Source organism: Sphingopyxis sp. (assembly GCF_035686825.1).
GTDB lineage: Bacteria > Pseudomonadota > Alphaproteobacteria > Sphingomonadales > Sphingomonadaceae > Sphingopyxis.
Genome location: NZ_DASRYZ010000007.1, coordinates 184,292 through 204,997, shown reverse-complemented (window position 1 = coordinate 204,997; position 20,706 = coordinate 184,292). Strand labels below are relative to the sequence as shown.

Below are 20,706 nucleotides of genomic sequence, written 5' to 3'. Positions count from 1 at the left end.
ACGGCGAAGAGGATATTCCGAATGAACCTGCCCAGCCAGGCGACCGCTCACAGTAGCGGCCGGTCGAATGCCATGGCGGCCTTTGCCGCGGTGACCGTGCTGTTTTTCGCCTGGGGCTTCATAACGTCGCTGATCGACCCGCTGGTCGCCGCGGTGAAGGGTATCTTCACGCTGAGCGATGCCGAGGCGCAATTGTCGGCATCGGCCTTTTTCATCGCCTATGGCCTGATGTCCTTCCCCGCCGCGGCGCTGATCGCGCGCTTTCATTCGGTGCCGTCGATCCTGACCGCGCTGTCGACGATGGTCGTCGGCTGCCTCGTCATGCTCGCGGCGGCAAACCTCGCCGTCTATCCGCTCGTGCTCGCGGGCCTGTTCATCCTCGCGAGCGGCATCACCATCCTGCAGGTCGCGGCGAACCCGCTCGCGGCGGCGCTCGGCGATCCGAAACGCAGCCATTTCCGCCTGACCTTCAGCCAGACCTTCAACAGTTTCGGCACCTTCCTCGGCCCGCTGATCGGCGCGCATCTGTTCCTCGAAGGCGTCGAGGTCAAGGAAGGCACCGTGGTGACCGAAGCGGTGCGCGCGCAGGCGCTCGGCGGGATCGACGCGGCCTATTTCTGGATTTGCGGCCTGATCATCGCGCTGCTGTTCTTCTTCTGGTTCAGCCGGCGCATCGTCAACGAAGCGGTGCCGCCCGCGCCGATCGGCGAGCGCGCCGGAATGGGCGAGTTGATCCGCGAGGCCTTTTCGTCGCGCTGGGCGCTGCTCGGCGGAGTCGCGATCTTCCTCTATGTCGGCGCCGAAGTCGCGATCGGGACGCAGATGGCGCTGTTCCTCAACAGCGATGCGATCTGGGGCCAGTCCGATGCGCCTTTCGGCACATTCGGCTGGATCATGGGCAGCGACGGCGTTCCCGGCGTGTCGTTGCAGGAAGCGGGCAAGGCGGTCGCGCTCTATTGGGGCGGCGCGATGGTAGGCCGCGCGATCGGATCGGTGCTGCTCGCGCGTTTCTCGGCATCGAAGCTGCTCGTCATCTTTACCGCCATCGCGGCGCTGCTCTGCCTCTATATCGTGTTCGTCGGCGGGGTGAGCGCGGGCTTCGTCGCGCTGTCGATCGGCCTGTTCAATTCGATCATGTTTCCGGTGATCTTCACGCTGACGCTCGAACGCTCGACCGCGCGCGCCGAGGCGACGTCGGGGCTGCTGTGCACCGCGATCGTCGGCGGCGCGGCGATCCCCTATTTGATCGGCCTGCTGTCGGGCGCTGTCGGCTATACCGCCGCGTTGATTTTGCCCGCCGCCTGTTATGTCGCGCTGTGCGTCTTTGCCATCGCCGCCGGGCGCGCGCCCGTGCGGCAGGCGGGCGCGGGCGTCACGGTCCACTGAGGATCGGGGAACGCGGGGGATCATGGCCGGATTGTCGATCGAGAGCGCGCGCAAGAGCTTCGGCGCGACCGAGGTCCTGAAGGATGTGTCGATCGCGGTCGCCGACGGCGAATTCACCGTGATCGTCGGGCCGTCGGGGTGTGGCAAATCGACGCTTTTGCGATCGGTCGCGGGGCTTGAGGAACTGACGAACGGCCGTATCCGCATCGGCGACCGCGACGTCACCAACCTCGCGCCGTCGGAACGCGGGATCGCGATGGTCTTCCAATCCTATGCGCTCTATCCGCACCTGACCGTCTATGAGAATATGGCGTTCGGGCTGCGCATCGCGAAGATGGACAAAGCTGCCATCGATGCCGCGGTGCGCCGCGCGGCGGCGATATTGAACATCGAGGCGCTGCTGGATCGCAAGCCCGCGGAACTGTCGGGCGGGCAGCGGCAGCGCGTCGCGATCGGACGCGCGATCGTCCGCCAGCCGCAGATTTTCCTGTTCGACGAGCCGCTGTCGAATCTCGACGCCGATCTGCGCGTGCGGATGCGCTATGAATTTGCCGAGCTTCACCGCCAGCTCGGCACGACGACGCTTTATGTGACGCACGATCAGGTCGAGGCGATGACGCTCGCCGACCGCATCATCGTGATGCGCGGAGGGCGGATCGAACAGGTCGGCACCCCGCGCGAACTTTATGACCGGCCGGCGAATATCTTCGTCGCGCAGTTTCTCGGGACGCCGCGGATGAACATCCTGCCCGCGACGATGGCCGAAGACGGGCGCGCAATGCTGGCCGACGGCCGCGGCATCGCCCTGCCCGCGCTCGCGGCGCCGCTGGCGGCCGGGACGCCGCTGTCGATCGGCATCCGGCCCGACGATATCGCGATCGGCGATGCGCCGGGCGCGCTGCCCTTCACCATCAGCTTTATCGAGCGGCTCGGCGGGTTGGCGACGCTGCATCTCGGCGCGCGCGAAGCGGGCGTCCCCCTCGCGTGCCAGTTGCGCGACGACGGCAGCCTCGGCGAGGGCGACACGGTCGCCGCGTCCTTCGCACCCTGCCATCTCCACCTGTTCGACGCCGACGGCAAAGCGTTGGAGACGATGGGGAAATGACCTTGCATTTCGCCATTGTAACCGGTTACGCTGTTGCCGTTTCCGCGCCCGGCGAAAGAGCAACGGAGTCGCATCGGCGGCCCGGCGCCATATGAGGGAAAGGGGGCCAGCGGCATGGCGACATTGAGGGATGTGGCCCGCGAGGCGGGAGTTTCGGTCGCGACGGCGTCGCGCGCGATCAACGGGCTCGGCAATGTCACCGCGCCGACGCGCGCGGCGGTGATGGCGGCGGTCAAGAAGCTGAACTTCGTTCCCCACAGCGGCGCGCGCAGCCTGACGCGGCGCAAGACCGACACCGTCGGGGTCATCCTGCCCGACCTGTTCGGCGAATTCTTTTCCGAAATCATCCGCGGTATCGACCTGGTCGCGCATGAATCGGGGATGCACCTGCTCCTAGGCAACATGCACGGCAGCACGCACGAGACCGCCGCGGCGATCGCCGCGATGCGCGGCCGCGTCGACGGGCTGCTCGTCATGCCGCCCGATCTGAAGCCCGAACTGCTGTCGGACTATCTCGATCCGGCGCTGCCCACGGTGCTGCTCAATTATGATGCGGGTTCGCTCGACCTGCCATTCGTGGCGGTCGACAATTATCGCGGCGCCTATGCGATGACCGAGGCGCTCCTGGCACAGGGCGCGCGGCAGGTGGTCCATATCGCGGGGCCCAAGCACAACCGCGACGCGCGCGACCGCCAGCGCGGCTTTGTCGACGCGATGGCGAAGATCGCCAAGGAACGCAGCCCGGTGATCCTGCCCGGCGATTTTTCGGAGGAAAGCGGCGAGAAGGCGGCGCGGCTGATCGTCGAGGGGCAGCTTCCCGCCGATGCGGTCTTTGCCGCGAACGACCAGATGGCGGTCGGGCTGATCGCCGAACTGGCGCGCGCGGGCGTGTCGGTGCCCGGCGACGTGATGGTCGCGGGCTTCGACGACATTCCGCTCGCGCGTCACCTGAGCCCCGGACTGACGACGATGCAGGTCAATATCGACCGGCTGGGGTCGACCGGCATGATGATGCTGCTCCGCCTGCTTCGCGGCGACACGCTCGCCGCGGCGAGCGCGACGATCCTGAACCCTAACCTCATCGCGCGCGGCACCACCGCGAGCCTGCCCGGCGCCCCACGAGCGAGCGCTGCAGCGGGAGCGTCGCCGACGTGAGCCGACTGGCGCGCCTTTGCCGATGCAGCTGACGCGCCGCCATATGACCGGCGTGCTCGCCGCGCTGCCCCTCGCCTCGCTGCTCGGCGGCTGCGACGCGCGCCCGAACGATGAACTCACGATCTGGGCGATGGGCAATGAGGCGGCGAGCCTGCCCGCGCTGCTGGGGGGCATCGCCTGGCCCGCCGACGCGCCGCCGATCGCGGTCCAGCCGCTGCCATGGACCGCGGCGCACGAGAAATTGCTCACGGGCTTTGCCGGCGGGTCGCTGCCGAGCGTCGGGCAGGTCGGCAACAGCTGGATCGCCGAATTGGCCGCCATCGGCGCGATCGAGCCGGTTCCTCCATATGCGAGGCGCCTGCTCGCCGACCAGTTCGGCGCGGTGATCGACACCAACCGCATCGCGGGAAAGACGTGGGGCGTCCCCTGGTATGTCGACACGCGGCTGCAATTTTATCGCAAGGATCTGTTCGCGCGCGCGGGCTATGCCGCGCCGCCGTCCGACTGGACGGAGTGGAAGGCGGCGCTTCACAAGGTGAAAAAACAAGCGGGCGACGGCAATTTCGCGCTGCTCTATCCGCTCAACGAATATGAGCAGCTGACGACGCTGGCGCTGTCGGCGGGGGCGCGGATGCTGCGCGACGAGAGCGGGCGCGGCGCCTTTTCGGAACCCGAGTTCAAGGCCGCGCTGGCTTTCTATAAATCGCTGTTCGACGAGGGGCTCGCGCCGCGGGTTTCGATGGCGCAGATTTCGAATGTCTGGACCGAATTCGGGCGCGGCCATTTCAGCCTGTTCCTGTCGGGCCCGTGGACGATCGGCGACATGAAGCGCCGCCTCGGCCCCGAGCGGCAGGACGATTGGGGCACCGCCGTGAACCCCGGCCCCGAAGGCATCGGATCGGCAGCCCCGGGCGGGTCGAGCCTCGTGGTCTTTGCCGGGAGCGCGCATGGCAAGGCGGCGTGGGATCTGGTGGCGCGGCTGACAGCGTCGGTCGCGCAGCTCGCGCTTCACGAGGCGACGGGCGACCTGCCCGCGCGGCGCTCGGTGTGGACCGCGGCGGGGCTGATGCGCGACCCCGCGGTCGCGCCCTTCCGCGTCCAGCTCGAACGCGCAACCGCGCTGCCCAAGGTGCCCGAGTGGGAGCGGATCGTCACCGAGATGCAGATCGTCGCCGAGCGCATGGTGCGCGGGCAATATAGCGTCGATGCGGCCGCGAAGGAGATCGACGCGCGCGCCGACCGGCTGCTCGAAAAGCGGCGATGGATGCTCGATAAGGGGCGGGCACTATGAAAGCGGTCGGCCGGGCGAGCGAGGCGCGCGCGGGCTGGGCGATGTCGTCGCCGGCGCTCGCGGCGATCCTGCTCTTCTTCGTGCTGCCCGCGATCGCCTCGCTGTTTCTGAGCTTCACCGATTTCGACATTTACGCGCTCGCCGACATCGGAAACCTGCGCTTCGTCGGCTTCCAGAATTACGAGCGTCTGCTCGAAAATCCGCTGTTCTGGAAAGCGATGACGAACACATTGCTGTTCGTCGCGGTCGGCACCCCCTTCATCGTCGCGCTGTCACTGTTCGCCGCGATGCTGGTCAATTCGCGCTGGCTCAAATGGCGGCCGGTGTGGCGCGTCGCCTTGTTCGCGCCCTATGTCACGACGCTCGTCGCCACCGCGGTGGTGTGGCGCTACCTGCTCCACACGCGTTACGGGCTGCTCAACTATCTGCTCTCCTTCTTCGGGGTGCCGCCGGTCGACTGGCTGGGCAGTCCGACCGCGTCGCTGCCCGCGATCCTGCTCTTCGTGGGGTGGAAGACTTTCGGCTATAATATGATCATCTTCCTCGCCGCGCTGCAGACGGTGCCGCGCGAACTCGACGAGGCGGCGCGGATCGACGGCGCGGGGTGGTTCACGCGGCTCCGCCACGTCACCCTGCCCGCGATCGCGCCGACGGTGCTGCTCGTCTCGGTGCTCACCGTCGCGGGCATGTTCCAGCTGTTCGCCGAACCCTATGTGATGACGCAGGGCGGCCCCGCCCAGTCGACCGTCACCATCCTCTATTTCATGTATGAGGAGGGGTTCAAATGGTGGAACCTGGGGTCGGGCGCGGCGGTCGCCTTCCTGCTCTTCCTCTGCATCCTCGCGGTGACGCTGGTGCAATTACGCCTCGCAAAGCGGAGCGGTGCGATATGAGCCTGCACCGCTGGTCCGTCACCCTGCTCGCCGCGCTCGTCGCGCTGGTCACGATCGCGCCCCTACTCTGGATGATCTCGGTCAGCTTGATGGCGCGCGGCGAGGCGGCGCACTTTCCGCCGCCGCTGTGGCCCGCGAGCCCGACGCTCGAAAATTACCATCTGCTCTTCGGCAGTTTCGGCGTCGGCCGCTTCCTGCTCAACAGCATCCTCGTTTCGACGCTCGCGACGGGCCTCGCGCTGCTCTTCACGATTCCGGCGGGCTATGCCTTCGCCAAGCTGCGGTTCAGGGGCCGCGACGCCACCTTCCGTTTGCTCGTCGCGGCGCTCGTCGTGCCGGGGCAGATCGGGATGCTGCCGCTGTTCCTCGAACTCAAGGCGATGGGGCTCGTCAACAGCTATGCCGGCGCGCTCGTGCCGTGGCTCGCGGGGATTTTCGGCATTTTCCTTGTGCGCCAATATTGTCTGTCGATCCCCGACGAGATGCTCGAGGCGGCGCGCATCGACGGCGCGAGCGAGGGGCAGATATTGCGCCGGATCGTCCTGCCGATCCTGACCCCGATCATCGTCACGCTGGCGCTCTATGTCTTCCTGTCGAGCTGGAACGATTTCATGTGGCCGCTGATCATCCTCGCCGATCAGGACCTCTACACGCTGCCCGTCGCGCTCGCCGCGAACAGCCGCCAGAATGTGCAGGATTATGAGATCATGATGGCCGGCGCGGTCGTCACCACCCTTCCCGTCCTCATCCTCTTCCTCGCGCTGCAACGCTATTATCTGAGCGGGCTTCTGACCGGGAGCGTGAAGGGATGAAATTTATCAGGAGCAATTTGTTGAAGCTGTCCAAAAACTCGTTCGTCTTTGCTCCGCTCGCGGCCATCGCGTTGGCTTTCTCCCCGCCAGCCTTCGCCCAAGGCGACGGCCAAAACCCGCAACCCGCGATCGAGGCGGGCAATTACCCTTATCAGCTGTTCCTGCCGCGCGGCTACACCGCCGATTCCAAGGCGAACTGGCCGCTGCTGATCTTCCTCCACGGATCGGGCGAGCGCGGCGACGACGTCGCCAAGGTCAAGGTCCACGGCCCACCGAAGATCGCCGACCGCACCCCCGACTTTCCCTTCGTCACCGTCTCGCCGCTGCTCGGCGCCGATCAGGACTGGGACGTCGCGAAGCTCGACGAACTGCTTGATCATGTGACCAAGACGCTGCGCATCGACCGCACGCGCATCTATCTGACCGGGCTCAGCCGCGGCGGCCATGCGAGCTGGCGCTGGGCCGCGGCCGAGCCGCACCGCTTCGCGGCGGTCGCGCCGGTCGCGGGGCGCGGCGAGACGGCGACCGCTTGCGCGCTCAAAGACACGCCGATCTGGGCCTTTCACGGCGACCGCGACGATGTCGTCGTACCCGAGGGCAGCTTCGCGATGGCGCGCGCGATCCGCGCCTGCGGCGGCCGGGTTTCGCGGCTGACCATCTACCCAGACCTCGGACATAACAGTTGGGACCCGGCCTATGACGATCCCGCGCTTTATCTCTGGCTGCTCTCTCACCGCCTCCCCACGCCGCCCGACGCGGCGGCAAACAAGAAGACCAAGGAAAGAAAATGACGAAGACGATTTTCCCCGACGATTTCCTGTGGGGCGCGGCGACCGCGGCCTATCAGATCGAGGGGTCGCCGCTCGCCGACGGCGCGGGCGCAAGCATCTGGCAGCGCTTCAGCCACGACCCCCGGCTGATGGCGGCGAAGGGCGACACCGGCGACGTCGCATGCGACCATTATAACCGCATGCCCGCCGACGTCGCGCTGATGAAGGAATTGGGGCTCAAGGCCTATCGTTTCAGCGTCAATTGGGGCCGCGTGCTGCCCGAGGGTATCGGGCGCGTGAATGAACCCGGGCTCGATTTCTACGAACGGCTGGTCGACGAACTGCTGAAGCACGACATCGAACCGCTGCTGACGCTCCACCATTGGGACCTGCCCGCGGCGCTCGACGACAAGGGCGGCTGGCTCAACCGCGACAGCGCCGACTGGTTCGCTGAATATGGTTCGGTGATGTACCGCCGCCTCGACGGGCGGGTGAAGAAGTGGGTGACGCTGAACGAGCCGTGGGTGATCACCGACGGCGGCTATCTGCACGGCGCGCTCGCCCCCGGGCATCGCAACCTGTTCGAGACGCCGATCGCGAGCCACAATCTGATGCGCGCGCACGGCCGCGCGGTGCAGGCGTATCGCAGCGAAGGCGCACACGAGATCGGCCTCGTCGTCAACATCGAGCCCAAATATCCCGCGAGCGACAGCGCGGAGGATGTCGCCGCGACCGCGCGCGCCCACGCCTATATGAACCGCCAATATCTCGACCCGGCGCTCAAAGGCGCTTATCCCGAAGAACTCGCCGAAATCTTCGGCGAAGCCTGGCCCCAATGGTCGGCCGAGGATCTTAAGGACATCTGCCAGCCGCTCGATTTCATCGGGATCAACTATTACACCCGCAACGTCGTGAAGGCCGACCCGCATCAATGGCCCGTCGGCGCGTCGCCGGTGCGGCAGGTCGCGACGCACACGACCACCGACTGGGAAGTCTATCCACCCGCGCTCACCGACATGCTGATCTGGTTTCGCGACACCTATGGCGACATTCCCGTCTATATCACCGAAAACGGCGCCGCCTTCTATGACCCGCCCAAGGCCGGCCCCGACGGGATCGACGATCCGCTGCGCTGCGATTACCTCCGCACCCATATCTCGGCGATCGGCGATGCGATCCGGCAGGGTGTCGACGTGCGCGGCTATATGGCATGGTCGCTGCTCGACAATCTCGAATGGTCCTTGGGCTTTTCGAAGCGGTTCGGTATCGTCCATGTCGATTATGAAACGCAGGCCCGCACGCCGAAGCGCAGCGCGCGTTTCTATAGCAGCGTGATCGCCGCCAACGGAGGAAATCTCGGATGACCCGCAAAGCCCTGCTCCTCGCGGCGGCACTGCTTGCGCTGCCCGCGGCAGCGAAAGAGCGCGCCGATCATTATGAAGCGATGACCTATAATATCCGGCTCGATATCGCGTCGGACGGCGGCAACGCCTGGCCGCACCGCCGCGCGGCGCTGATCGCGCTCGTCGCCTATCAGGCGCCCGACCTCGTCGGGATGCAGGAGGTGCTGCAGAACCAGAAGCAAGCCGTCGAGGCCGATCTGCCCGCCTATCAATTCGTCGGCGTCGCGCGCGACGACGGCAAGGAGAAAGGCGAATATTCGATGCTGGGGTTCCGCCGCGACCGCTTCGCGCTGACCGGATCGGGCACTTTCTGGCTGTCGCCGACGCCCGATGTGCCGAGCAAGGGCTGGGACGCCGCGCTGCCGCGCATCGCGACCTGGGCGCGGCTGCACGACCGGACGGCGAAGCGCGATTTGCTCGTCGTGAACACCCATTTCGACCATGTCGGCGAGGTCGCGCGGCAGGAAAGCGCCCGGCAGATCCGCCGCTGGATCGACGGCGAGCGCAAGCCGGGCGAGAGTGCGGTGCTGATGGGCGATTTCAACAGCCCGGCGACGAGCACCGCCTATGCCGCGATCGTCGAGCCGGGCAAGGGCGCGCTGCACGACAGCCGCACGATCAGCCGCACGCCGCACTACGGCCCGCTCGGCACCTTCACCGGCTTCGACATCGCGCGGATGGACGCGAGCCCGATCGACCATATCTTCGTCAGCGACGAGGTGAAGGTTCTGCGCCATGCGACGCTGACCGACCAGACCGGCGGCAAGCTGCCCTCCGATCATTATCCGGTGGTTGCGGATCTTTGTATCGGAAAGGATTGCTGAGGCACCCTATTCGGGCTTGGCCTGATCCAGCCAGCCGCCGGTGAAACCGATGCGCTTCAATCCGCGGACGATATGCGGATTCTTGCGCATCACCTTCCACACCAGTCCGCTGCGATGGTTCTCCATCATCGCGAGGATCGGTCCTTGATCGATGCCGAGATAATCGTTCGCGACCCAGCCGTGGACGGGGTCGACCGCGCCCGATTTCGAACCGAAATCGGTGAAGGCGAAGCTGGGGTTGAACGCATCCTTGAAACCATAGCGCGTATAGAGCCTGGGCCCATATTGCGTCCGCATCGCCATCAGCGCGGGGATTGCCGCCTCGGGCGCGAAAGCGACCGAGCCGCCCGCCGCGGTCGGGACGATCGTGCCGTCGTCGACGACGCGGATCGCGCTGACGCCGCGCGCCATATAACCGTTGAAGTTCCGCGGCGTGCCGTTGACGCTATATTTGCCTTCCGAATAGCCGGGCCCGTCGGAGGCGGTCCAGCCCCAGATATCGGCGCTGTAACCCGACCATTTGTTCGGATTGTCGGCACCATAGGCGCGCTGCGCCAGCGTCGCGCGGCGGCTGTTCTCGAAATAGTCGATGCCCTTGCCGCGCATGAACGCGTCGCGGATGCCGCGGAAATCGACCCAGACATGGCTGTACTGGTGCCCGAACAGCGGCTCGAACTGGAGATGATCCTGCCCGTAATAGCTGCCCCAATCCTTTTCGAGATCGGCCGCCCAGCCCTTGTCCCACGCATCCTTGCCGACGGGGTGCGTCGGCGAACCCAATGCGAGGATATAGACGAGCATCCCCTCATTATAGCCGACCCAGTCGTGCGTGCCGAAATCGCCGCCGTCGCCGCGTTCGGGATACCAGCCCATCGCGATCGCCTTCCGCCCGCCGCCATTGGCCGAGGGGATATCGCTGTTTTCGCGCTGGACGAAGGTCCAGTCGACGCGGGTGTAGATTTTCTCGGCAAGGTCGCGGATCTCGGCCTCGACGGGCGTGTCGCGGTCGTAATAGCTTTGCGCGAAGAGCACGCCGCCGAGCAGCAGCGACGTATCGACGGTCGAAAGCTCGGTCTTGCCGCGCCGCGTTCCGTCCTCATTGTTGAGGAAGTGATAGAAGAAGCCCTTGTGGCCCGCCATTCCGGTCTCGGCGGGCCCCTGCGGGGCGGTCCAGTAGAAGTTCAGGCAGTCGCGGGTGCGCTGCGCGGCCTCGGCGCGCGTGACGTAACCGCGCTCGGCGCCGATGCCAAAAGCGGTGAGCGCGAAACCGGTCGCGGCGATCGACGAGAAGGGATTGCTCGGCCAGCGATCGGGCGCGAGGCACCGCTCCCTATCGGTCGTGTCCCAGAAATAGCGGAAGGTGCGCTCGGTCAGCTCTTCCGAAAAGGCCGCCTCGGTCATGGGCGCCAGCGTCGGCGCGGGGGCGGCGGCGGAGGGCGCCGGACCGGGGGTGCAGGCGGTAGCCAGCGCGATCAGGGGCAGAAAAAGGACCCCGCTGCGAAACGACATGAACTACTCCAGAAAAATTGAGGCGCCCGGCCCGCGGGAGGGGGTGCGGAGCCGGGCGCCCGGTCAGCCGGTCAGAATGAGAAACCGGCCGAAAGCTTGATCGTGCGCGGCGGGTTTCCGCCAACACCGTTGCCCGAAATGCTCAGATAGTCGGGCGACGTCGGATCATTGTTATAATCGACATAATTGCGGTCGTTGAACAGGTTCAGAATGTCAACGCGAAGCCGCAGACGCGATTCCTCGCTGATGAACCGGAACGGGATATATTTGGTGATCGCGATGTCCATCTGGCGGAAACCCCAGCGATCGCCGTTGCCGTCGGCCTCGTTCGAGATCACGTTGCGCGACGGATTGGCGCCGCCGACGTCGATGAAGCGCTTCAGATAGGGCGGTGAAGCGATCTGGAACTTGCCCGACAGCGTGACGCCGATCGGCAGATCGACCGACCCCGTCGCGACGAGGCGATGCTTGCGCACCCCGCTCGACCGCGTGATCGGATAATCGTCGAGCGACGGGAAATCGAGGCTGAATACCTCGCCAAAGTTCCGATTCTCCTCGGCCTCGGTATAGGTATAGGTCGCCGCAAAGCTCCACGGCGACGCCGCGGTGTAATTTTTGACGAGCTTGAGATAACCCGAGTCCGCACTCGTTTCGAGACCGTTCGTCCCGATGATGATCGACCCGAAACCCGGAGGCGCGAAGCCGAAGGGCGATCCCGGCGCTGCCGGCGCCGGCGGGAAGAAGGTGCCGTCGGGGCGGCGGTTGCCGAGCAAATAGGCGAAACCATCCTTGCTCTCGATGTGGCTATAGCCGACTTCGGCTTCGAACAGCGGGGTCACGCGAGCACGGAAACCCAGGCTGAACTGGTCCGAATAGGGCACCTTGAGGTCGTTGTCGATGAAACGCAGTTCGCGCCCGCCGCCCGGCCCGGCGCCAGCGAGCAATTGCTGGCGGCCCGCTTCGGTCAGATAGATCGGGTCCCAGGGAACGCAGGTCGGGCCGGGCACGCAGCTGTTCTCCGGGTCGCCCGTGATGAAGTTGAACGTGCGGGTAGTATAGGAACCGACGCTGATTTCCTGTTGCAGGAAGTCGAACTGGTTGCGGTCATACGAGCGGCCGAAACCGCCGAACAGGACATAGCGCGCCTCGTCGTCGAGTTCGTAGCTGAAGCCGATGCGCGGTTGCCACGCCCCGGTGAACGCCTTGCGTTCCGACCCCGTCGAGATGAAGTCGTTGATGTCGTAATCGGCGTTGATCAGGTTCGGATAGTTGGCCGGCGACACCGCATTCACCGCGTCGGCGGGGTGGACGAAGTCGAGATAGGCCGGCGTCCGCTCATAATCCCAGCGCACGCCAAGGTTGAGCGTCAGCCGGTCGGTAACTTCCCAATCGTCCTGGACATAGATGCCGAACTGGAAATTCTTCGAATTGACGATCGGGCTGCCGTTGCCGGTCTGCGCGCCGAACTGAACGCGATACGGAACATCGTCGTTGAAACTGCCGCCGCCCGGATTGAACGCGGTGTTATAGGTGTAGAGGGGGTTAAAGTTACCGAGCTGGAGCGTGTTGAGTTCGACCCACTTGGCCTTCACGCCGGCCTTGATCGTATGGCCTTCGAACCCGGTCCAGGTGAAGTCGTTCTGAACGCCCCAGCCTTTCTGGCCTTTCTCCTGATAATTGCCGCCCCCGCCGATCCGCAAAAGATCGTCGCGGACAATCACGCCCGGCTGCGGATTGGTCGGCGACGGGCCCGCATAGGCGAAGAGGAACGCGTTGCCGAATTCGACCGGCGTCGGCGCCCACTTGACGTCTTCATAGGTCAGCTTGAAATCATTGATCCAATTGTCCGCCGTATGTTCCCACCGGCCGGTCACGCGCAGTTCCTCGACATCCTGCGAACTGATCGTGCTACGCGCGTTGATGCCGCTCGACAGAAACTCGCCACTTTCCTTGCGATATTTGCCCGACACCTCGATCAGGTCGCTGTTCGACGGCTGGAAGCTGAGCTTGCCGAAATAAAGATCTTCGTTGAAGGTTGCGTTGGTTGGCCCGAACACGCCCTGATATTCGGACGGAAAATAGTCGACCGGCAGGTTGAGACCCGGCCGGACATCGACCGGATTTTCCTGCCGCTTGCCTTCATAAGTCACGAAGAAATGCAGCATATCCTTGATGATCGGGCCGCCGAGCGCGCCGCCGAACTGGAAGTCCTTGGTCTTGACCTTGGACGTCGTGAGCTCGTTCGGACGCGCTTCGCGAAGGCTCTGGTCGGTATAGTCGATGAAGGCTTCGCCGTGGAATTCGTTGGTGCCCGACTTGGTCACCGCCGTGATCGCCACCGAGCTCACCTGGTCGAACTCGGCCTTGTAGTTCGACGAAAGGACCCGGTATTCGCCGACCGCGAGCTGAGGAAAGGGATTGCCCTGCGTTGAATCCTGGCCGGTGACGCCATTCTTCAGAACATAGTCCTTTTGCCCCACGCCATCGATGAAGATATTGACGCTGCGGCTGTCCTGCGCGCCGCCCTGCAACCGCGATTGCCCGTTGCCGCCGGTGACGAACTGCACGCCCGGCGCGAGATCGGCGAAGGCGAGGAAGTTGCGGTTGTTCTGCGGCAGCACTTCGATCTGCCGCTGGGTGATGTTGGAGCCGACCTCGCCGCCTTCGAGCGACCGGATGCGCGTGCCGGTGACGATAATCGCGTCACCTTCGGCCGAGGCGATGTCGGGCTGCGAGAAATCGAAGTCGAGCACCGCGCTCTGTCCGACCGACAGCGTGAATTCGTCGGTCCGCCGGACGCCGCCCGGCGTCGTCAGCTCAAGGCGATAGGTGCCAACCGGGAGCGACGCGATATTGTAGGTGCCGTTCGCGCCCACCGCGACGCTGCGCGTCAGGCCGGTGTTGACGTTGATCGCGGTGACCTGGGAAACGCCGCCCTCAGCCTTCACCGTACCGCGAAGCGAGGCGTTCGAAACCTGGGCATGTGCGGGCGTTGCGACGCCGATCGCCAGCGCGGCGCCGGCGCTGCTCCATGCAAGCGCGGCGGCGAACCGACGCGCGCGCGGCCGGTGCGCGACCATGATCTGAAATTGATTTGAAACCTTCACGGCATCCTCCCTTTTTGTGCCCCGACCATTTCCGCTCTCGCCTTGCCAGCCGCCCGGCCTTGCCACCGTGCAGCGACGAGTCGCGAAAACCGCGTCGTTGTTTTTTTGATTTGTAACCGGTTTCACGATAGCTGTATAGGGGGAAGCGACACAGATGGATGCGATCGGGGGCCAGCCGGTTTTCGGCCGAAATTCGGCCAATCCGCGTGACAAATGTATAAACAGACCCGACCGGGAAGGACGAATCATGCCGCCGATGACGCGCAACCTCACATGCCTGACGCTGGCCACCCTGATGGTGGCAGGACAGCTCACCCCCGCTCCGCTGATGGCGAAACCGGCAGCGAGCAAGAGCGAGGCCGCCCTGGAGGATTCGGCGGGATGGATGCGCCCCGATCCGAAGATGGATCGCTTCATCGCCGAACTGATCGCGAAGATGACGCTCGACGAAAAAATCGGCCAATTGTCGCTGCTGACCAGCGACTGGGATTCGACCGGTCCGACGATGCGCCAAGGCTATCAGGACGATATCCGCAAGGGCCGGATCGGGTCGATCTTCAACGCCTTCACCGCCAAATATACGCGCGACCTGCAACGGCTGGCGGTCGAGGAAACGCGGCTCAAGATTCCCCTGCTCTTCGGCTATGACGTCATCCACGGTCACCGCACCATCTTCCCCATCTCGCTCGGCGAATCGGCGAGTTGGGATCTAAAAGCCATTGAAAAGGCAGCACGAATCGCGGCAACCGAAGCCTCGGCCGAGGGCATTCACTGGACCTTCGCGCCGATGGTCGACGTCGCGCGCGACCCGCGCTGGGGCCGCATGTCCGAAGGCGCGGGCGAAGATGTCTACCTCGGCAGCAAGATCGCCGCGGCGCGCGTGCGCGGTTTCCAGGGCGACGATCTGAAGCGCGTCGATACCGTGCTGGCGACCGCGAAGCATTTCGCCGCTTACGGTGCCGCGCAGGCGGGGCGCGATTATCACACGGTCGATATTTCGGAACGCACGCTGCGCGACGTCTATCTGCCCCCGTTCAAGGCGGCAGCCGATGCGGGCGCCGCGACCTTCATGACCTCGTTCAACGAATATGACGGCGTGCCGGCGTCGGGCAGCCACTATCTGCTGACCGAGGTGCTGCGCGATAAATGGGGGTTCAAGGGTTTCATCGTAACCGATTACACGTCGATCAACGAAATGGTCCCGCACGGCTATTCGAAAGACCTCAAGCAAGCCGGCGAGCAGGCGATCAACGCGGGTGTCGACATGGATCTGCAGGGCGCGGTGTTCATGGACCACCTCGCCAAATCGGTCGCCGAAGGCAAGGTCGACGTGAAGCGCATCGATGCCGCGGTGAAGGCGATCCTCGAAATGAAATACCGCCTCGGCCTGTTCGAGGATCCCTATCGCTATTCCGATGAAGCGCGCGAAAAGGCGACCATCTATCGCGCCGACTTCCTCGAAGCCGCGCGCGATGTCGCGCGCAAGTCGATCGTTCTGCTCAAGAACAAGGACAATGCCCTGCCCCTCGCCGCGGCGGCGAAATCGATCGCGGTGATCGGCCCGCTCGGCAACAGCAAGGAGGATATGATCGGCAGCTGGTCGGCGGCGGGCGACCGCAAGACGCGGCCGGTCACCCTGCTCGAAGGGATGCAGGCGGGCGCGCCAAAGGGGACGAGCGTCACCTATGCCAAGGGCGCAAGCTATGCGTTCGCCGACGCGGGCAAGACCGACGGGTTCGCCGAAGCGATCGCGTTGGCGCAGAAATCGGACGTGATCATCGCCGCGATGGGCGAACGCTGGGACATGACCGGCGAGGCGGCGAGCCGCACCTCGCTCGACCTGCCCGGCAATCAGTTGGCGCTGCTCCAGGAGCTCAAGAAGACCGGCAAGCCGGTCATCCTCGTGCTGATGAGCGGGCGACCGAACAGTATCGAATGGGCCGACGCCCATGTCGACGCGATCCTCGAGGCCTGGTATCCGGGCACGATGGGCGGCCACGCGATCGCCGACGTTCTTTATGGCCGGTATAATCCGTCGGGCAAGCTGCCGGTGACCTTTCCGCGTAACGTCGGGCAGGTGCCGATCCATTACGACATGAAGAACACCGGGCGGCCGATCAATCCGGCGGATCCCAACGCGAAATATGTATCGCGCTACCTCAATACGCCGAACACGCCGCTCTATCCGTTCGGCTATGGCCTCAGCTATACGAGCTTTTCCTATTCGCCGGTGACGCTCGACAGAGCCAAGATTCGCCCGGGCGAGACGCTGACGGCGAGCGTTACGGTTACAAACAGCGGCGCACGCGACGGCGAGGAGGTCGTGCAGCTCTATGTCCGCGATCTCGTCGGATCGGTGACGCGTCCGGTCAAGGAATTGAAAGGCTTCGAGAAGATCGGCCTCAAGAAGGGTGAGAAGCGGACGGTCCGCTTCACCCTGACCGACGCCGATCTGGCCTTCACACGGCAGGATATGAGCTGGGGCAGCGAACCCGGCCAGTTCAAGCTATGGGTAGGACCTTCGTCGGCCGAGGGTCAGGAAGCCAGCTTCGAGCTTACCGAATAGATGCGCTTTCGCCTTCCCGTCGCGCTCGCGCTCCCGCTCGCTTTCGTTGCCGCGGCGGGGGCGCAGCCGGCCGCGCGCCCGAACATCGTCTACATCATGTCGGACGACCACGCCTATCAGGCGATTTCGGCCTATGGCTCGCCGCTGTCGAAGCTCGCGCCGACACCCAACATCGACCGGATCGCGAAAAATGGCGCGATCTTCACGCAAAGCTTCGTCGGCAATTCGCTCTGCGGCCCCAGCCGCGCGACGCTGCTCACCGGACGCCAGAGCCACGCGCACGGCTTTACGCAGAACGGCCAGCGGTTCGACAACAAGGTCTGGGTCTGGCCACGCGCGCTGAGCCAGGCGGGCTATGCGACCGCGATGTTCGGCAAATGGCACATCAACCATTCGCCCCAAGGCATCGGCTTCGACGACTGGAAGGTGCTCGACGACCAGGGCGAATATTATAATCCCGACATCATCACCCCGAAGGGGCGCAGCGTCGTCGAAGGCTATGCCACCGACCTGATCACGCAGTACAGCCTCGACTGGCTGAAGACCGGGCGCGACAAGTCGAAACCCTTCGCGATCCTGATTCACCACAAGGCGCCGCACCGCAATTTCATGCCGGCGCTGCGCCATGTGCGGAAATATCAGGGCGTGACCTTTCCGGTGCCCGGAAACTATTTCGACGATTACCGCGGCCGTATCGCCGCCGGCACGCAGGAAATGAACATCTATCGCGACATGTATGAGGGGCACGACCTCAAGATGACGGTCGCGAAAGGATCGGCGCAGCTGCGCTATAATCGCTGGCCGGGCGCATTCGACCGCATGACGCACGCGCAGCAGGCCGAATGGGATGCGGCGATGCAGGCCGACAACGACCGGCTCAACGCCGCGCCGCTGTCGGACCGCGACCTCGCGCTGTGGAAATATCAGCGTTACATGCAGCAATATCTGGGCACGATCGCGGCGGTCGACGAAGGCGTCGGCGCGGTGCTCGACTATCTGGAGGAAAGCGGCCTCGATCGGAACACGATCGTCGTCTATACCTCCGACCAGGGCTTTTACCTTGGCGAACATGGCTGGTTCGACAAGCGCTTCATCTATGAAGAATCAATGCGCACGCCGTTCCTGATCCAGTATCCGGGGCATATCCGGCCGGGCACGCGCATCGCGGCGCCGATCCAGAATATCGACTATGCGCCGACCTTCCTCGACTATGCCGGGGTGAAGGGCCCGGCGACGATCCAGGGCCGGTCGATGACGCCGCTGCTGGCCGGCCGCACGCCGCGCGACTGGCGCAAAGATGTTTATTATCATTACTATGAATTTCCGGGGTTCCACTCGGTGCGCGCGCACTATGGCGTGCGCGGCGAGCGGTATAAACTCGTGCGCTTCTATGGCGAAGGGCTCGACGCGTGGGAATTTTACGACCTCGAGAGTGATCCCGCCGAGATGGACAACCGGATCGACGACCCGGCGATGAAGGCCCCGATCGCGGCGATGAAGCGGCGGCTGGTCGAACTGCGCCGCGAATATACCGACACGAGCGGGCCCGCCATCCGCTGAGCGGGTTGCGATGATGGCGGGCGGGCGGTAGGCGGAACGGAGTGAGCCCCGAACCGCCATCCGCGTTTGCGCCCTTTCGCTACCCGGCCTTTCGCGCGATCTGGATAGCCAACCTCGCTTCGAACATGGGATCGATGATCCAGTCGGTTGCGGCCGCGTGGCTGATGACCGAGCTGACCCAATCGCACCTGCTGATCGCGCTGGTGGCGGCGAGCACGACGATCCCGGTGATGCTGCTCGGCATCTTCGCGGGCGCGATCGCCGACAATTTCGACCGGCGGCGCGTGATGCTCGCGGCGCAGACGGGGATGCTGATCGTCTCGGCGGCCTTGACGGCCACGACCTATATGGATGCGATCACCCCGCTGACGCTGCTGTTCTTCACGCTCGCGGTCGGGTGCGGCACCGCGCTCAACGGCCCGGCATGGCAGGCGTCGGTGCGCTTGCAGGTCGGCCCCAGGGATTTGCCGCAAGCGATCGCGCTCAACACCATCGCGTTCAACCTCGCGCGCAGCGTCGGGCCCGCGCTCGGCGGGATGCTGGTCGCGATCGTCGGCACCGCCGCCGCTTTCGGACTCAACGCGCTAAGCTATGTCGCGCTGATCGTCGTGCTGCTGCGCTGGCATCCCGAAACGCAGCCGCCGCGAAGGACGCCGATGCTGACGGCGATCGCCGCGGGCATCAGATTCTGCGCGCATTCGGATCCGGTGCGCCGCGTGTTGATCCGCGGTTTCGCTTTCGGTTTCGGCGCGGCGGGGTTTCAGGCGCTGCTTCCCTCGCTCGTCCGCGACCGGCTGCACGGGACCGAGATCGTCTATGGCCTGTGCCTTGCCGCTTTTGGCGCGGGATCGATCTTTGCCGCGCTGTGGGTCGGGGCCGCGCGGCGGCGCTGGGGCAGCGACCGGGTGGTGACGACGGCGTCGCTGATCTTCGCCGCCGCGATGCTGCCCGTCGCGCTCACGGCCAACCTCCCCGCCTTGATGGTCGCCGCCTTCGTCGCGGGCGGCGCATGGGTGTCGACGCTGACGACGCTGAACGTCGCGATGCAGCTCCGCTCACCCGAAGAGATACTCGGCCGCTGCCTGTCGATCTATCAGGCGGTGACCTTCGGCGCGATGGCGCTCGGCGCCTATACGCTCGGGCTGGTCGCCGACCTCAGCAGCTTGCCCGCGGCGATCCTCGGGTCCGCCGGCTGGCTTCTGCTCTCCGCGCTCGTGCTGCGTTTCGTCGCGCCGATGCCGCGCCGCGACGAGGGCCACATCCTGCCCTGAGCTTAGGGTCAGGACCCTAGCCCGCCTCTTCGATCGTGAAGCGGCTGTTCGACAGCGCGAGTTCGTCGCCGCAATGGCTGCACGCCGCGACCATGTGGAGGTCGTGGCCGCACGGGCGATGCGTCAGCAACACCGGCGGCCCGCGCTCGTCGGAAAACCATTTGTCGCCCCACTGCAGCAGCGCGAGCAGCACCGGGTAAAGATCGCGCCCCTTGTCGGTCAGGCGATATTCGACGCGGTCGGCGTGGCTCGAATAGGGCACGGTCTTCAAAATGCCTTGCCGCACGAGCCGTTCGAGGCGACCGGTCAATATGTTCGTCGCCATCAGCGTGTCGCGCTGGATGTCGTCGAAGCGGTTGATGTGCGTGAACATCGCGCGGACGACGAGCGTCGCCCAGCGATCGCCGAACAGTTCGATCATCGTGTCGACGAGCGGGCGGCCGCCGGGGCGTCGCGCGCCGATTTCGCCGTTGAAGCGGCGGCGTTCGTAATGCGGGACGACCTGTGCGAGCCCCGGCCCTTCGCGCCAGTCGACGTCGCGCGGATCGATCTCGACCCGGCAATGCGCGCACACGGGCACCGGCTCGGTCGCATGGCCGCACGTCGCATGATGCAGCCGGACCTGGAAATCGCGGCTGTCCGCCTCCCACTTATGCTGCCAGCGCAGCATCATCAGTCCGTTCGGGAACTGGTCGCGGCCCTTTTGGGTCAGGATATAATGAAAGCCGCGCCCGTTCTTCTTGGGCATTTTGGCGAGGCAATCCTCCTCGACCAGCTTCTTGAGGCGGCCGTTGACGACCGAGCGCGCGAGGCCGGTGCGCGCGACGAATTCGTCGAAGCTGTGGATGCCGAGGAACGTCTGTTCCATGATCAGCAGGACCGGCACATCGCCGACGACATCGAGCGCGCGCCAGATCGAGCAGGCCCTGATGGTGCGGTCGTGTTTCAAATAAGCCGTCCTTACTTCTCCCCGCCCCCTAAACGAAGCATGGGATGCCGACAAGGCTGGCACCTACGACAGGGAGGGCGGCGCCGAACCACCCTCCCCGCTGCA

At 65.1% G+C, this 20,706-nt stretch carries 15 protein-coding genes; 12 read left to right on the top strand and 3 right to left on the bottom strand.

Features of this window, described 5'->3' with window-relative positions:
* Window positions 1–21 precede the first annotated feature (21 nt).
* From VFG17_RS18770 to VFG17_RS18730, 9 genes are all read left to right on the top strand, one after another.
* Entirely contained in the window at window positions 22–1,386 is a 1,365-nt protein-coding gene (locus VFG17_RS18770) for a sugar MFS transporter (protein WP_325030901.1), read from the top strand.
* 22 nt (window positions 1,387–1,408) lie between these two features.
* Window positions 1,409–2,491, top strand: coding sequence for a sn-glycerol-3-phosphate ABC transporter ATP-binding protein UgpC (locus tag VFG17_RS18765; RefSeq protein WP_325030900.1), 1,083 nt, complete (start codon window positions 1,409–1,411; stop codon window positions 2,489–2,491).
* Window positions 2,492–2,605: 114 nt separating this feature from the next.
* The gene (locus VFG17_RS18760; protein ID WP_325030899.1) at window positions 2,606–3,646 is read left to right on the top strand and encodes a LacI family DNA-binding transcriptional regulator; all 1,041 of its coding nucleotides are present in this window, start codon (window positions 2,606–2,608) and stop codon (window positions 3,644–3,646) included.
* A 22-nt stretch (window positions 3,647–3,668) separates the two neighbouring features.
* Window positions 3,669–4,937 (top strand): extracellular solute-binding protein, encoded by a 1,269-nt coding sequence (locus VFG17_RS18755; protein WP_325030898.1) that lies wholly within the window; start codon window positions 3,669–3,671, stop codon window positions 4,935–4,937.
* Entirely contained in the window at window positions 4,934–5,830 is an 897-nt protein-coding gene (locus VFG17_RS18750; protein WP_325030897.1) for a sugar ABC transporter permease, read from the top strand. The genes VFG17_RS18755 and VFG17_RS18750 overlap by 4 nt, the downstream gene beginning before the upstream one ends.
* Window positions 5,827–6,642 (top strand): carbohydrate ABC transporter permease, encoded by an 816-nt coding sequence (locus VFG17_RS18745; protein ID WP_325030896.1) that lies wholly within the window; start codon window positions 5,827–5,829, stop codon window positions 6,640–6,642. The genes VFG17_RS18750 and VFG17_RS18745 overlap by 4 nt, the downstream gene beginning before the upstream one ends.
* Window positions 6,643–6,662: 20 nt before the next feature.
* Window positions 6,663–7,433 (top strand): hypothetical protein, encoded by a 771-nt coding sequence (locus VFG17_RS18740; protein ID WP_325030895.1) that lies wholly within the window; start codon window positions 6,663–6,665, stop codon window positions 7,431–7,433.
* A complete protein-coding gene (locus VFG17_RS18735; protein ID WP_325030894.1) occupies window positions 7,430–8,776 on the top strand; it encodes a GH1 family beta-glucosidase in 1,347 nt (448 codons plus the stop codon). The genes VFG17_RS18740 and VFG17_RS18735 overlap by 4 nt, the downstream gene beginning before the upstream one ends.
* Window positions 8,773–9,639: an endonuclease/exonuclease/phosphatase family protein gene (locus tag VFG17_RS18730; protein WP_325030893.1), complete on the top strand. Its 867-nt coding sequence runs from the start codon at window positions 8,773–8,775 to the stop codon at window positions 9,637–9,639. The genes VFG17_RS18735 and VFG17_RS18730 overlap by 4 nt, the downstream gene beginning before the upstream one ends.
* 6 nt (window positions 9,640–9,645) lie before the next feature.
* On the opposite strand, the gene VFG17_RS18725 is transcribed toward VFG17_RS18730, so the two are convergent.
* Complete coding sequence (locus VFG17_RS18725; protein WP_325030892.1) at window positions 9,646–11,148, bottom strand: glucoamylase family protein; 1,503 nt, start codon at window positions 11,146–11,148, stop codon at window positions 9,646–9,648.
* 71 nt (window positions 11,149–11,219) lie between these two features.
* Complete coding sequence (locus VFG17_RS18720; RefSeq protein WP_325030891.1) at window positions 11,220–14,255, bottom strand: TonB-dependent receptor; 3,036 nt, start codon at window positions 14,253–14,255, stop codon at window positions 11,220–11,222.
* A 247-nt stretch (window positions 14,256–14,502) separates the two neighbouring features.
* Between VFG17_RS18720 and bglX the strand changes: the two genes are divergently transcribed.
* Genes bglX through VFG17_RS18705 form a run of 3 tightly spaced genes read left to right on the top strand, consistent with a single transcriptional unit; the run spans window position 14,503 to window position 19,652 of the window.
* On the top strand, window positions 14,503–16,821 hold the full coding sequence (gene bglX / locus VFG17_RS18715) for a beta-glucosidase BglX (RefSeq protein ID WP_325030890.1): 2,319 nt from the start codon (window positions 14,503–14,505) through the stop codon (window positions 16,819–16,821).
* On the top strand, window positions 16,822–18,381 hold the full coding sequence (locus tag VFG17_RS18710) for a sulfatase (RefSeq protein WP_325030889.1): 1,560 nt from the start codon (window positions 16,822–16,824) through the stop codon (window positions 18,379–18,381).
* A gap of 41 nt (window positions 18,382–18,422) precedes the next feature.
* Complete coding sequence (locus tag VFG17_RS18705; protein WP_325030888.1) at window positions 18,423–19,652, top strand: MFS transporter; 1,230 nt, start codon at window positions 18,423–18,425, stop codon at window positions 19,650–19,652.
* A 16-nt stretch (window positions 19,653–19,668) separates the two neighbouring features.
* On the opposite strand, the gene VFG17_RS18700 is transcribed toward VFG17_RS18705, so the two are convergent.
* Window positions 19,669–20,601: a winged helix-turn-helix transcriptional regulator gene (locus VFG17_RS18700; RefSeq protein ID WP_325030887.1), complete on the bottom strand. Its 933-nt coding sequence runs from the start codon at window positions 20,599–20,601 to the stop codon at window positions 19,669–19,671.
* Window positions 20,602–20,706 lie beyond the last annotated feature (105 nt).